Raw genomic sequence first — 13,162 nt, 5'->3', positions numbered from 1 at the left:
GCGTAGCGCGTAGTCGGAAATCACTACCCGGCAGTTGAATAGGGGCTGAACCGCCCCTATACTCTGCGCGCATTTTGTCGGCACAAATTATGCCAAGTTATTGATTTTGGCGGCTGGCATACGAGGAGCCCATGTGATGGAGACACGCACGCCAAACCGCTTGCCATTCCATCGCCTGGCTGTTTTCCCGGTATTGCTGGCTCAACTGATTGTCCTGCTATTGGCAGCGGTGACGCTTTGGCAGTGGCATGGAGTCGTAGCCGGGTATTCAGGGTTTTGCGGAGGCCTGATAGCGTGGCTGCCCAATGTGTATTTTGCCCATAAGGCTTTCCGGTATTCCGGTGCCCGTGCAGCGCAAGCTATCGTTAGGTCGTTCTACGCCGGCGAGGCAGGCAAACTGATTTTTACGGCAGTGCTGTTTGCACTGACCTTTGCAGGTGTGAAGCCGCTGGCCCCGCTGGCGGTCTTCGGCGTGTTCATGCTGACCCAGTCGGTCAGCTGGTTCGCTCCCCTGCTAATGAGAACAAGACTTTCGAGACCTTAGGGCGTTTGAGGCAACCATGGCAGAGCAAACAGCTTCGGGCTATATCCAGCACCACTTGCAGAACTTGACCTTCGGTCATTTGCCTGACGGCACTTGGGGCTTCGCGCATTCTGCTGCCGAAGCAAAAGAAATGGGCTTTTGGGCTTTCCACCTCGATACTCTCGGCTGGTCGGTGGCTCTGGGTCTGATCTTCGTCCTGATTTTCCGTCTGGCCGCCAAAAAGGCGACCTCCGGTCAACCCGGTGCGCTGCAGAACTTCGTTGAAGTGCTGATCGAATTCGTCGATGGCAGCGTTAAAGACAGTTTCCATGGTCGCAGCGCGGTCATCGCTCCACTGGCTCTGACCATTTTCGTCTGGGTATTCCTAATGAACGCGGTCGACCTGGTGCCCGTCGACTGGATCCCTCAGGTAGCCGTATGGATTTCCGGTGACCACCACATTCCGTTCCGCGCAGTGTCGACTACCGACCCTAACGCGACCATCGGTATGGCGTTGTCGGTCTTCGCTTTGATCATTTTCTACAGCATCAAGGTCAAGGGCATTGGCGGCTTCATTGGTGAACTGACCCTGCATCCGTTCGGCAGCAAGAACGTATTCGTGCAGGCGCTGTTGATTCCTGTGAACTTCCTGCTTGAATTCGTGACTCTGATCGCCAAACCGGTTTCTCTGGCTCTGCGTCTGTTCGGCAACATGTACGCCGGCGAGCTGGTGTTCATCCTGATCGCGGTCATGTTTGGCAGTGGCCTGCTCTGGCTGAGTGGCTTGGGCGTGGTTCTGCAATGGGCGTGGGCTGTATTCCACATCCTGATCATCACCCTGCAAGCGTTCATCTTCATGATGCTGACCATCGTCTATCTGTCGATGGCTCACGAAGATAACCATTAAGACCCGCCTGGCGAGTCTGATGATCCCCTCATTGCGGTGAGGGGGCGCCCGCGAGGGCTTGATGTGAGAAACGATTTTGCTTTACCGCTTTAATCTAAAAAAACCTAACCAATACGACGTAAAAGTCGGGAGGAAAGATGGAAACTGTAGTTGGTCTAACTGCTATCGCTGTTGCACTGCTGATCGGCCTGGGCGCACTGGGTACCGCAATCGGTTTCGGCCTGCTGGGCGGTAAATTCCTGGAAGGCGCTGCGCGTCAACCGGAAATGGTTCCAATGCTGCAAGTCAAAATGTTCATCGTGGCTGGTCTGCTCGACGCCGTAACCATGATCGGTGTTGGTATCGCTCTGTTCTTCACTTTTGCGAACCCCTTCGTTGGTCAACTCGCTGGCTAATCGCTCGAATTTTCGAGTTGATTGGTGTGATGGACAACGAACGAGCGAGGTGTTGGCGTGAACATTAATGCAACCCTGATTGGCCAGTCCGTTGCGTTCTTCATTTTTGTGCTGTTCTGCATGAAGTTCGTGTGGCCTCCGGTCATCGCGGCTTTGCACGAACGTCAGAAGAAGATCGCGGATGGACTTGACGCTGCCACCCGAGCAGCTCGCGACCTGGAGCTGGCCCAAGATAAAGTGGGTCAGCAACTGCGCGAAGCAAAGGCTCAGGCAGCTGAGATCATTGAGCAAGCCAAGAAACGCGGTACTCAGATCGTCGACGAAGCCCGTGAACAGGCTCGTGTCGATGCTGACCGTATCAAGGCTCAGGCTCAGGCCGAGATCGAGCAGGAACTGAACGGTGTCAAAGACGCGCTGCGCGCCCAGTTGGGCAGCCTGGCAGTCAATGGCGCAGAGAAGATCCTGGGTGCCACAATCGATCAAAACGCGCACGCGGAGCTGGTTAACAAACTGGCTGCAGAAATTTAAGCGAGGGCGATCATGGCAGAATTGACCACGTTGGCCCGACCTTACGCTAAGGCAGCCTTCGAGCATGCCCAGGCCCACCAGCAGCTGGCCAATTGGTCAGCCATGCTCGGCCTGGCTGCTGCAGTGTCGCAAGACGACACAGTGCAGCGCATGCTCAAGGCCCCGCGACTGACGAGCGCAGACAAGGCCGCCACTTTTATTGAAGTGTGCGGCGACAAGTTCGATGCCAAGGCACAGAATTTCATCCACGTCGTTGCTGAAAACGACCGTCTCCGGCTTCTACCGGAGATCTCCGAACTGTTTGAGCTGTACAAGGCTGAACAGGAAAAATCGGTAGATGTGGATGTCACCAGTGCTTTTGCATTGAACCAAGAACAGCAAGACAAACTCGCCAAGGTTCTCAGTGCACGGCTCGGTCGGGAAGTGCGCCTGCATGCTGCGGAGGATGCTGCCCTGATAGGTGGTGTCATTATCCGCGCCGGCGACCTGGTTATCGATGGCTCAGTTCGCGGCAAACTCGCGCAACTAGCCGAAGCATTGAAATCTTGAGTTTGAAGGGGCAGCAGAGCAATGCAGCAACTCAATCCTTCCGAAATAAGTGAAATCATCAAGGGCCGCATCGACAAGCTCGATGTAGCCTCCCAAGCCCGCAACGAAGGCACTGTCGTCAGCGTGTCTGACGGTATCGTGCGGATTCACGGTCTGGCCGACGCTATGTACGGCGAAATGATCGAGTTCCCGGGCGGCGTCTATGGTATGGCACTGAACCTGGAGCAAGACTCCGTAGGTGCGGTGGTACTGGGCGCATACACCTCGCTGGCCGAAGGCATGAGTGCCAAGTGCACCGGCCGCATCCTGGAAGTTCCGGTTGGTAAGGAACTGCTGGGTCGCGTTGTCGACGCACTGGGTAACCCGGTCGACGGCAAGGGCCCCCTGAACAACACCGAGACCGACGCGGTCGAGAAAGTTGCTCCGGGTGTTATCTGGCGTAAGTCGGTAGACCAGCCTGTACAGACTGGCTACAAGGCTGTCGATGCCATGATCCCCGTTGGTCGTGGCCAGCGTGAGCTGATCATCGGCGACCGTCAGATAGGTAAGACCGCGCTGGCAATCGACGCGATCATCAACCAGAAAGACAGCGGCATTTTCTGCGTGTACGTAGCCATTGGTCAGAAGCAATCGACCATTGCCAACGTTGTTCGCAAGCTGGAAGAAAATGGTGCCCTGGCCAACACCATCATCGTGGCTGCCAGTGCTTCCGAATCTCCTGCGCTGCAATTCCTGGCGCCGTATGCCGGTTGCACCATGGGCGAATACTTCCGCGACCGTGGTGAAGACGCGCTGATCGTTTATGACGATCTATCCAAGCAGGCTGTGGCTTATCGCCAGATCTCCCTGCTGCTGCGTCGTCCACCAGGACGTGAAGCTTACCCAGGCGACGTGTTCTATCTCCACTCCCGTCTGCTGGAACGTGCATCCCGCGTTTCGGAAGAGTACGTAGAGAAGTTCACCAATGGCGCAGTGACCGGCAAAACCGGCTCGCTGACCGCATTGCCGATCATTGAAACCCAGGCTGGCGACGTTTCCGCGTTCGTTCCGACCAACGTGATTTCCATCACCGACGGTCAGATCTTTCTGGAATCGGCCATGTTCAACTCCGGCATCCGCCCGGCAGTGAACGCCGGTGTTTCGGTATCCCGTGTGGGTGGTGCCGCTCAGACCAAGATCATCAAGAAGCTGTCCGGTGGCATCCGTACCGCTCTGGCTCAGTATCGTGAACTGGCAGCATTCGCCCAGTTTGCTTCTGACCTGGACGAAGCGACCCGTAAGCAACTTGAGCATGGTCAGCGCGTTACCGAGCTGATGAAGCAGAAGCAATATGCGCCAATGTCGATCGCTGACATGTCGCTGTCGCTGTATGCCGCTGAGCGTGGGTTCCTGACCGACGTTGAAATCACCAAAGTCGGCAGCTTCGAACAAGCGCTGATTGCTTACTTCAACCGCGATCATGCCGATTTGATGGCAAGGATCAACGTGAAGGGTGACTTCAATGACGAAATCGATTCTGGCCTTAAAGCCGGTATCGAGAAGTTCAAGGCCACCCAAACCTGGTAAGCCGCAGCGGGAGTCGCGAGGCTCCCGCTTGCTAACCTGATAGGTGTTACATGGCAGGCGCAAAAGAGATTCGCAGCAAGATTGCGAGCATCAAAAGCACGCAAAAGATCACCAGCGCCATGGAAAAAGTGGCGGTCAGCAAAATGCGCAAGGCTCAAATGCGCATGGCTGCTAGCCGTCCCTACGCGGAGCGCATCCGCCAGGTAATTGGTCATCTTGCCAACGCTAACCCGGAATACCGCCACCCGTTCATGATCGACCGCCAAGTCAAGCGCGTCGGTTATATCGTGGTAAGCAGTGACCGTGGTCTGTGCGGTGGCTTGAATACCAACCTGTTCAAGGCTTTGGTCAAGGACATGGCGAAGAACCGTGAAAACGGCGTAGAGATCGATCTGTGTGTGGTCGGCAGCAAAGGTGCGGCGTTTTTCCGCAACTTCGGCGGTAACGTCGTCGCTGCGATCAGCCACTTGGGCGAAGAGCCGTCGATCAACGATTTGATCGGCAGCGTCAAGGTGATGCTGGATGCCTACCTGGAGGGCCGTATTGACCGCCTGTCAGTGGTATCCAACAAGTTCATCAACACCATGACTCAGCAACCAACGGTCGAGCAGTTGATTCCGTTGGTCGCCACCCAGGATCAAGAACTCAAGCACCACTGGGATTACCTGTACGAACCCGACGCCAAGGAGCTGCTGGACGGCTTGATGGTCCGTTACGTGGAGTCGCAGGTCTACCAGGCGGTGGTCGAGAACAACGCAGCTGAACAAGCCGCGCGGATGATCGCGATGAAGAACGCCACTGACAACGCCGGTGACCTGATCAGCGATTTGCAGCTGATCTACAACAAGGCGCGTCAGGCAGCGATCACCCAAGAGATCTCGGAAATCGTTGGCGGCGCTGCCGCGGTTTAACGGTTCAAATATTCAGAGGATCCAGCTAATGAGTAGCGGACGTATCGTTCAAATCATCGGCGCCGTGATCGACGTGGAATTTCCACGCGACAGCGTACCGAGCATCTACAACGCGCTAAAAGTACAAGGCGCGGAAACTACCCTGGAAGTCCAGCAACAGCTGGGTGACGGCGTAGTTCGTACCATTGCGATGGGCTCTACCGAAGGCTTGAAGCGCGGTCTGGACGTCATCGACAGCGGCGCGGCCATTTCCGTACCGGTCGGTAAAGCGACTCTGGGCCGGATCATGGACGTCCTAGGCAACCCGATCGATGAAGCGGGTCCGATCGAAACCGAAGAGCGCTGGGGCATTCACCGTGCTGCGCCTTCGTTTGCTGACCAGGCAGGCGGCAACGACCTGCTGGAAACTGGCATCAAGGTCATCGACCTGGTTTGCCCGTTTGCCAAAGGCGGCAAAGTCGGTCTGTTCGGTGGTGCCGGTGTCGGCAAGACCGTAAACATGATGGAGCTGATCCGGAACATCGCCATCGAACACAGCGGTTATTCCGTGTTTGCCGGTGTGGGTGAGCGTACTCGTGAGGGTAACGACTTCTACCACGAGATGAAGGACTCCAACGTTCTGGACAAAGTGGCACTGGTATACGGCCAGATGAACGAGCCGCCGGGAAACCGGCTGCGCGTTGCTCTGACCGGCCTGACCATGGCCGAGAAGTTCCGTGACGAAGGTAACGACGTTCTGCTGTTCGTCGACAACATCTACCGTTACACCCTGGCCGGTACCGAAGTATCTGCACTGCTTGGCCGTATGCCTTCTGCAGTAGGTTACCAGCCGACTCTGGCCGAAGAGATGGGCGTGCTGCAAGAGCGCATCACATCGACCAAAGAAGGTTCGATCACCTCGATCCAGGCGGTCTACGTACCAGCGGACGACTTGACCGACCCGTCGCCAGCGACCACCTTCGCCCACTTGGATGCCACCGTCGTTCTGTCCCGTGACATCGCATCCCTGGGTATCTACCCTGCGGTTGACCCACTTGACTCGACTTCGCGCCAGCTGGACCCGAACGTTATCGGTCAGGACCACTACGACACCGCTCGCGGCGTTCAGTACGTCCTGCAGCGCTACAAAGAGCTGAAAGACATCATCGCGATCCTGGGTATGGACGAGCTGTCGGAAACCGACAAGCAGTTGGTATCCCGCGCTCGTAAGATTCAGCGCTTCCTGTCGCAGCCGTTCTTCGTAGCTGAAGTCTTCACCGGTGCTTCGGGTAAATACGTTTCCCTGAAAGACACCATTGCTGGCTTCAAAGGCATCCTCGCCGGTGACTACGACCACCTGCCAGAACAAGCGTTCTACATGGTCGGCGGCATCGAAGAAGCAATCGAGAAAGCCAAGAAACTGTAATCCAGGCGCCCGGTAACGGGCGCTAATCAGGTTGAGGCAAGCAAATGGCTATGACAGTCCATTGCGATATCGTCAGCGCGGAAGGAGAGATTTTCTCCGGTCTGGTCGAGATGGTGATTGCACACGGTAACCTGGGTGATATCGGTATTGCTCCAGGTCACGCGCCGCTGATCACTGATTTGAAGCCGGGTCCGATCCGTCTGATCAAGCAGGGTGGAGACGCTGAGGTGTATTACATCTCCGGCGGTTTCCTTGAGGTTCAACCGAACATGGTCAAAGTGCTTGCCGATACTGTGCAACGCGCTGCTGACCTGGATGAAGCCTCTGCTCAGGAAGCCGTCAAGGCTGCCGAGCGCGCTCTGAATGAGAAAGGCGCAGACTTCGATTACGGATCTGCGGCTGCACGTCTGGCGGAGGCTACAGCTCAGCTGCGCACCGTTCAGCAAATTCGCAAGAAGTTCGGCGGCTAAGGTCGACGACTCCCATGCGCAATTGAGTAAAAGGGTAGCCTCGGCTACCCTTTTTCTTTTTTGCCCATTCCTGAACCTTCAGCCCGGCCTTGGCTGCGGCTAGCTTGCCTGGAATCCTTCATGTCCCTTGATATCGTCATCCTTGCCGCCGGCCAGGGCACTCGTATGCGTTCTGCCTTGCCCAAGGTCCTGCACCCGGTTGCGGGCAACTCCATGCTTGGCCATGTTATCCACCGCGCACGTGAACTCTCGCCGCAGAGCATTCAAGTGGTGATCGGTCACGGGGCTGATATGGTCCGTGAGCGCCTGGCCGCGGATGACCTCAACTTTGTGCTGCAAGACAAACAGCTGGGCACGGGGCACGCAGTTGCCCAAGCGGTGCCAGAGTTGAGCGCAGACACGGTACTGATCCTTTATGGGGACGTGCCACTGATTGAAGTCCAGACATTGCAGCGCCTGCTGACCCTGGTCAACGATCAACAGCTGGGCTTGCTGACAGTCGACCTTGACGACCCGACCGGCTATGGCCGTATCGTGCGAGACGCCAACAACCGCGTCAGCGCGATTGTTGAGCACAAGGACGCCAATGAGGCACAGAAAGCTATTAAGGAAGGTAACACCGGCATTCTGGCAGTGCCCGGAAAGCGCTTGGGTGACTGGCTGAGTCGACTCTCGAACAACAACGCCCAAGGCGAGTATTACCTGACCGACGTGATTGCGATGGCGGTGAGCGACGGCCTGACCGTGGCCACCGCGCAACCCCTGGACGCCATGGAAGTGCAGGGCGCCAACGATCGTAAACAACTCGCCGAGCTGGAACGTCACTATCAGCTACGCGAAGCTCACCGCCTGATGGCCCTCGGCGTGACGTTGCGCGACCCGGCACGTTTTGACGTACGCGGTGAGGTAACCGTCGGCCGGGACGTCATGATCGATATCAACGTGATTCTCGAAGGCCGCGTGGTCATTGAGGACGATGTTTCCATCGGTCCGAATTGCGTGATCAAAAATACGACCCTGCGCAAAGGGTCGATCATCAAGGCCAACAGTCATCTGGAAGGCGCAATTGTAGGGGAGGGCGCTGATGCAGGCCCGTTTGCTCGCTTGCGTCCCGGCAGTGTGTTGGGGCCCAAGGCCCATGTAGGTAACTTTGTCGAGCTGAAAAACGCAGAACTGGGTGAGGGCGCCAAGGCTGGTCACCTCAGCTATTTGGGGGATGCGGTGATCGGCGCTCGTACCAATATCGGTGCAGGCACGATTACCTGTAATTACGACGGAGCCAATAAGCACAAAACGGTGATGGGAGAAGATGTGTTCATTGGCTCCAACAACTCGCTGGTAGCGCCTGTGGATATCTCCTCTGGCGCAACGACCGCTGCGGGCTCCACCATCAACCAAAATGTAGCTGCTGAGCAACTTGCTGTTGCTCGTGCGCGTCAGCGAAACATCGATGGCTGGAAGCGTCCCGTCAAAATCGAGAAATACTGAAGTTATCCACAGTCCAAACACACCGGTGCGCTGCCTGTGAAGGGCAGGCACTATTATGATGAGCGACACCGCCTGCGGTCACCCATCATGCGCAAGATCAGTCCGCAGAGGCTCAGACCCTTGTGGATAACGATTATTGCCTTGCATTAAGCAACCTGCGCTTGACGAATATCTTTCGATAGGTTTCTATTGCGACCGTTATCTTTCGAATCGAAACATAAGGTCGCCATGTCGAAACGAAACACCCCACAGCGTCGCCATAACATCCTCGCGTTGCTTAATGAGCAGGGCGAGGTGAGCGTCGACGCGTTGGCCAAGCGTTTTGCAACGTCCGAAGTTACGGTTCGTAAGGATTTGGCCGCATTGGAGAGCAACGGTCTGTTACTTCGCCGCTATGGCGGTGCCGTGCCCATGCCCCAAGAGCTGATCGGCGAGCCTGGTCAGCCGGTGTCTCGCGTTAAGCAGGCTATTGCCCGAGCAGCGGTTTCCCGAATTCGTGAACACGCGCGAATCATCATCGACAGCGGCAGCACAACAGCGGCAATGATTCCGGAGCTTGGCCAGCAACCCGGTCTGGTGGTCATGACCAACTCACTGCACGTCGCCAACGCCTTGGGTGCACTGGAGCACGAACCGGTGCTGTTGATGACCGGTGGCACCTGGGACCCGCATTCAGAGTCCTTTCAAGGCCAGGTCGCCGAGCAGGTGTTGCGCTCCTACGATTTCGATCAACTGTTCATCGGTGCCGATGGCATCGATTTGCAGCGTGGTACCACGACTTTCAACGAGCTGCTGGGGTTGAGCCGGGTAATGGCTGAAGTCGCCCGGGAAGTAATCGTGATGGTCGAAGCCGACAAGGTCGGTCGCAAGATCCCCAATCTGGAGCTGCCGTGGAGCAGCATTCATACCCTTATCACCGATGATCGCTTGCCCCAAGAGGCTCGCGAACAAATTCAGGCTCGCGGCGTCACGTTGATCTGCGCCGCAGTTTCCTAGGAGAAGACCATGTGTGGAATCGTCGGCGCCGTCGCTGAACGCAATGTCACTGCCATCCTGCTGGAGGGTCTCAAGCGCCTGGAATACCGCGGCTACGATAGCGCAGGTGTCGCACTGTTCAGCAATGCCGGTGTGCTTGAGCGCCGCCGCCGCGTCGGCAAGGTCAATGAACTTGAGCAATCGTTGGCTGGCGAGCCGCTCGCAGGCCGCCTAGGCATTGCCCATACCCGCTGGGCCACCCACGGTGCGCCCGTCGAACAGAATGCCCACCCGCACTTCTCCAGTGACGAACTGGCTGTGGTGCACAACGGCATCATCGAAAACCATGAGCCACTACGTGCGCGCCTGAAAGACCTGGGCTATGTGTTCACCTCGGACACGGACACCGAAGTCATCGTCCATCTGCTCCACCACAAGCTGCAAGACACCCCTGACCTCGCAGCAGCCCTGAAAGCCACAGTCAAGGAACTGCACGGTGCTTATGGTCTTGCGGTGATCAGCGCCAAACAACCCGATCGTCTGGTTGCGGCTCGCAGCGGCAGCCCGCTGGTGGTGGGACTAGGGCTGGGTGAAAACTTTCTCGCGTCCGACCAGTTGGCGCTGCGCCAGGTAACTGATCGCTTCATGTACCTGGAAGAAGGCGATATCGCCGAAATCCGTCGTGACAGCGTGCAGATCTGGAACGCCGCCGGCTTGCCGGTCGAGCGCGAGGTGGTTCAACACCGAGAAGGCGCTGAGGCAGCCGATAAGGGCGAGTACCGCCACTTCATGCTCAAGGAAATTCATGAGCAACCAAAGGTCGTGCAACGCACGCTGGAAGGTCGTCTCGGTCAGGAGCAGGTGTTGGTGCAGGCGTTCGGTCCTCAGGCTGCAGAACTGTTCGCCAACGTTCGCAATGTGCAGATCGTCGCCTGTGGCACCAGTTATCACGCAGGTATGGTCGCGCGTTACTGGCTCGAAGGGCTGGCGGGCATTCCGTGTCAGGTCGAAGTCGCCAGCGAGTTCCGCTACCGCAAGGTCGTTGTCCAGCCGGACACTCTGTTTGTTTCGATCTCTCAATCCGGTGAAACCGCCGATACGCTGGCTGCGTTGCGCAATGCCAAGGAACTGGGCTTTCTTGCCAGTCTGGCGATCTGCAACGTCGGCATCAGCTCGCTGGTCCGTGAGTCCGATCTAACGCTGCTGACCCAGGCCGGTCCGGAAATCGGCGTCGCTTCGACCAAGGCATTTACCACTCAGCTAGTGGCACTGATGCTGCTGACCCTCTCACTGGGGCAGGTCAAAGGTACGCTGGAGGCCGGCGTCGAGGCTGAACTGGTCGAAGAACTGCGTCGCCTGCCAACCCGTCTGGGCGAAGCGCTGGCCATGGACAGCACGGTGGAAAAAGTCGCGGAGCTGTTCGCCGAAAAGAACCACACGTTATTCCTCGGCCGTGGCGCGCAATTCCCTGTAGCCATGGAAGGTGCGCTCAAGCTTAAGGAAATCTCCTATATCCACGCCGAAGCCTACCCGGCCGGAGAGTTGAAACACGGCCCGCTGGCATTGGTAGACAGCGACATGCCTGTGGTGACTGTGGCGCCGAACAACGAGTTGCTGGAAAAACTGAAATCCAACCTTCAGGAAGTCCGTGCCCGCGGTGGAGAACTGATCGTCTTCGCCGACGAGCAGGCAGGTCTGAACAACGGAGTCGGCACCCACGTCATCTCCATGCCGCACATCGTCGATGCATTGGCGCCAATCCTGTACACCATTCCGCTGCAGTTGCTTTCGTACTACGTGGCCGTGCTCAAAGGAACCGATGTGGACCAGCCGCGCAACTTAGCGAAGTCTGTGACTGTGGAATAAGTTGCCCACTGAAATTGAGCTATGTGTCGGCTTGGAATAAAGTTTGTACGTGGTCTGACGTCCAGGTGTGGACGTCAAACCACTTCAGGACACGGCATCCTTTGAGGGCGAGTGATGGCGCGTCGCAGATACGAGATCGACGAATCGAAAATCGATAGGTTCCTCAAAGAGGGGAGAGGTCGCGGCGAAGGTCCTGACTATTCGCCTTGGTTGACGATTCAAGATGTACCCAGCTCAGGTCGATCGACACGAGCTTTTGGCAGTACTACCGGTAAGATTCACTATCTATTATCTGATATTGAGACAGGGCTATTCCTTGTTCTAGGGTTTGTCTGAAAAGTCAGCCCGCAAGCACCTTTCAATGCAGGCCCGTGTGACCATGGCTTTAAAGTTGCTGGCCAGTTTGTCGTAACGCGTACAGATCCGACGTTTTTCCTTAAGCCAACTGAACACCCGCTCAATAACGTTGCGTTTTTTATACTGAGGCCTATCAAACAGCCGAGGCAGGCCGCGTCGAGGCTTGCGATGCATCTTGCGCAGCGGAATCACCGGCTACATGCCGTAGCGGTCGCAGTACAGACGTATAACCTGGCTGTCATAACACTTGTCGGCAAGCACATAACGGCAACCCTTGCGCGGGCGACCCCTGCTGCCAGGAAAGCTGATCTGATCCAGCAACGGCATGAAGTAGCGCGAATCAGCCTGCTCGACGGGCGACAGCATGATGGTCAGCGGGAAGCCATGACTGTCGCAGGCGAGGTGTATTTTGGTGGTCAGTCCGCCCCTGCTTCGGCCGAGACAGTGGTGTTGCGGTTCCTGCGGGCCCCTTTTTTTCCAGCACCGCTGGCAGCCCGGGTGGCCCGGATTGACGTGGAATCGACCATCCAGGTATCCAGATCGATGAACCCGTCTTCTCGCAAACGAAGATGAAGGTGGCGCAGAACCTGCTCGAACGTGCCGTTGTCACGCCATTGCCTGAAGCGCTGGTAAACGGTCTTCCAAGGCCCAAAACGTTCTGGAAGATCCCGCCATTTGGCGCCAGAACACAAAATCCAAAAGATTCCATCAAGCATCTGACGATCATCGCGCCTTGGCCGCCCCATGTGTTGAGGAGGGGAAACGATGGCTTCAATGATCGCCCAACGCTCAGATGAAATTTCATAACGGCCTGTCATAACGGCCTGTCATGACGGCTCTCCTGGCAACCAGAGGGCATCATTCTAGCGAAAGCGACTTTTCAGACAAACCCTAGTGCCGTCCCTGGAAAAGACCAGCAGCGCGATGCGCCAGCCATACGAAACAGACATTATCCCGGTGCCCTTCATGCAAGTCGCGTATTTACGCGTTGAGGGAAACCTGGACGACTTCCTGCTCACGATCATGGGCAGAAAGCCGTACAAGGAAATGGTCCGCCTGACCCGAAGGGCCGAAGACCTTTGCCATACCCAGGTGTATCGCCTCAGCGAATTGCCTGAAGACAGTGAGGTGAGTCGGCCACAGGAACTGCCCCCGTAGCCGCTCGTAGAACCGTACGTGACACTCTCGCGTCATACGGCTCCCGTTATCCAACCTGTTGCTC

13 protein-coding genes and 1 pseudogene are annotated in these 13,162 nt (G+C 56.8%); 13 read left to right on the top strand and 1 reads right to left on the bottom strand.

Annotated elements, in window-relative coordinates:
- The first annotated feature begins 136 nt into the window (after window positions 1-136).
- The 12 genes from EC915_RS23930 to glmS all read left to right on the top strand — a co-directional run bounded on the left by EC915_RS23930 (window position 137) and on the right by glmS (window position 11,583).
- On the top strand, window positions 137-544 hold the full coding sequence (locus EC915_RS23930) for a F0F1 ATP synthase subunit I (protein WP_133752951.1): 408 nt from the start codon (window positions 137-139) through the stop codon (window positions 542-544).
- 16 nt (window positions 545-560) lie between these two features.
- Entirely contained in the window at window positions 561-1,430 is an 870-nt protein-coding gene (atpB, locus tag EC915_RS23925; RefSeq protein ID WP_133752950.1) for a F0F1 ATP synthase subunit A, read from the top strand.
- 137 nt (window positions 1,431-1,567) lie between these two features.
- Window positions 1,568-1,825, top strand: a complete 258-nt coding sequence (atpE, locus tag EC915_RS23920) for a F0F1 ATP synthase subunit C (RefSeq protein WP_002555987.1) — start codon at window positions 1,568-1,570, stop codon at window positions 1,823-1,825.
- Window positions 1,826-1,882: 57 nt separating this feature from the next.
- Window positions 1,883-2,353 carry a F0F1 ATP synthase subunit B gene (locus EC915_RS23915; RefSeq protein ID WP_133752949.1) on the top strand — a complete coding sequence of 157 codons (471 nt, stop codon included), beginning with the start codon at window positions 1,883-1,885 and terminating at the stop codon, window positions 2,351-2,353.
- 12 nt (window positions 2,354-2,365) lie between these two features.
- A complete protein-coding gene (locus EC915_RS23910) occupies window positions 2,366-2,902 on the top strand; it encodes a F0F1 ATP synthase subunit delta (protein ID WP_133752948.1) in 537 nt (178 codons plus the stop codon).
- A 21-nt stretch (window positions 2,903-2,923) separates the two neighbouring features.
- Window positions 2,924-4,468, top strand: coding sequence for a F0F1 ATP synthase subunit alpha (gene atpA, locus EC915_RS23905; RefSeq protein WP_133752947.1), 1,545 nt, complete (start codon window positions 2,924-2,926; stop codon window positions 4,466-4,468).
- Between the two features lie 50 nt (window positions 4,469-4,518).
- Window positions 4,519-5,379 carry a F0F1 ATP synthase subunit gamma gene (gene atpG, locus EC915_RS23900; RefSeq protein WP_133752946.1) on the top strand — a complete coding sequence of 287 codons (861 nt, stop codon included), beginning with the start codon at window positions 4,519-4,521 and terminating at the stop codon, window positions 5,377-5,379.
- A gap of 28 nt (window positions 5,380-5,407) precedes the next feature.
- A complete protein-coding gene (gene atpD, locus EC915_RS23895) occupies window positions 5,408-6,784 on the top strand; it encodes a F0F1 ATP synthase subunit beta (protein WP_133752945.1) in 1,377 nt (458 codons plus the stop codon).
- Window positions 6,785-6,828: 44 nt separating this feature from the next.
- Window positions 6,829-7,254, top strand: a complete 426-nt coding sequence (locus EC915_RS23890) for a F0F1 ATP synthase subunit epsilon (RefSeq protein ID WP_133752944.1) — start codon at window positions 6,829-6,831, stop codon at window positions 7,252-7,254.
- A gap of 120 nt (window positions 7,255-7,374) precedes the next feature.
- Window positions 7,375-8,742, top strand: a complete 1,368-nt coding sequence (gene glmU, locus EC915_RS23885; RefSeq protein WP_133752943.1) for a bifunctional UDP-N-acetylglucosamine diphosphorylase/glucosamine-1-phosphate N-acetyltransferase GlmU — start codon at window positions 7,375-7,377, stop codon at window positions 8,740-8,742.
- A gap of 228 nt (window positions 8,743-8,970) precedes the next feature.
- Window positions 8,971-9,738, top strand: coding sequence for a DeoR/GlpR family DNA-binding transcription regulator (locus tag EC915_RS23880; RefSeq protein WP_133752942.1), 768 nt, complete (start codon window positions 8,971-8,973; stop codon window positions 9,736-9,738).
- A gap of 9 nt (window positions 9,739-9,747) precedes the next feature.
- The gene (gene glmS, locus EC915_RS23875; protein ID WP_133752941.1) at window positions 9,748-11,583 is read left to right on the top strand and encodes a glutamine--fructose-6-phosphate transaminase (isomerizing); all 1,836 of its coding nucleotides are present in this window, start codon (window positions 9,748-9,750) and stop codon (window positions 11,581-11,583) included.
- Between the two features lie 321 nt (window positions 11,584-11,904).
- On the opposite strand, the pseudogene EC915_RS23870 reads toward glmS, so the two are convergent.
- Window positions 11,905-12,758, bottom strand: a pseudogene (locus tag EC915_RS23870) (IS5 family transposase).
- Window positions 12,759-12,906: 148 nt separating this feature from the next.
- Between EC915_RS23870 and EC915_RS23865 the strand changes: the two are divergent.
- Window positions 12,907-13,098: a hypothetical protein gene (locus EC915_RS23865; protein ID WP_256658822.1), complete on the top strand. Its 192-nt coding sequence runs from the start codon at window positions 12,907-12,909 to the stop codon at window positions 13,096-13,098.
- Window positions 13,099-13,162 lie beyond the last annotated feature (64 nt).

This window comes from Pseudomonas sp. LP_7_YM (assembly GCF_004364435.1).
Classification (GTDB): domain Bacteria; phylum Pseudomonadota; class Gammaproteobacteria; order Pseudomonadales; family Pseudomonadaceae; genus Aquipseudomonas.
Note: the sequence above shows the minus strand (reverse complement) of the source record. Positions and strands in the feature narration are given on the sequence as shown.

Coding starts and splice junctions, on each gene's coding strand:
- atpD (WP_133752945.1), top strand. CDS start 5,408: ATGAGTAGCGGACGTATCGTTCAAATCATCGGCGCCGTGATCGACGTG.
- glmS (WP_133752941.1), top strand. CDS start 9,748: ATGTGTGGAATCGTCGGCGCCGTCGCTGAACGCAATGTCACTGCCATC.
- EC915_RS23930 (WP_133752951.1), top strand. CDS start 137: ATGGAGACACGCACGCCAAACCGCTTGCCATTCCATCGCCTGGCTGTT.
- EC915_RS23910 (WP_133752948.1), top strand. CDS start 2,366: ATGGCAGAATTGACCACGTTGGCCCGACCTTACGCTAAGGCAGCCTTC.
- atpB (WP_133752950.1), top strand. CDS start 561: ATGGCAGAGCAAACAGCTTCGGGCTATATCCAGCACCACTTGCAGAAC.
- glmU (WP_133752943.1), top strand. CDS start 7,375: ATGTCCCTTGATATCGTCATCCTTGCCGCCGGCCAGGGCACTCGTATG.
- atpE (WP_002555987.1), top strand. CDS start 1,568: ATGGAAACTGTAGTTGGTCTAACTGCTATCGCTGTTGCACTGCTGATC.
- atpG (WP_133752946.1), top strand. CDS start 4,519: ATGGCAGGCGCAAAAGAGATTCGCAGCAAGATTGCGAGCATCAAAAGC.
- EC915_RS23880 (WP_133752942.1), top strand. CDS start 8,971: ATGTCGAAACGAAACACCCCACAGCGTCGCCATAACATCCTCGCGTTG.
- EC915_RS23865 (WP_256658822.1), top strand. CDS start 12,907: ATGCAAGTCGCGTATTTACGCGTTGAGGGAAACCTGGACGACTTCCTG.
- atpA (WP_133752947.1), top strand. CDS start 2,924: ATGCAGCAACTCAATCCTTCCGAAATAAGTGAAATCATCAAGGGCCGC.
- EC915_RS23890 (WP_133752944.1), top strand. CDS start 6,829: ATGGCTATGACAGTCCATTGCGATATCGTCAGCGCGGAAGGAGAGATT.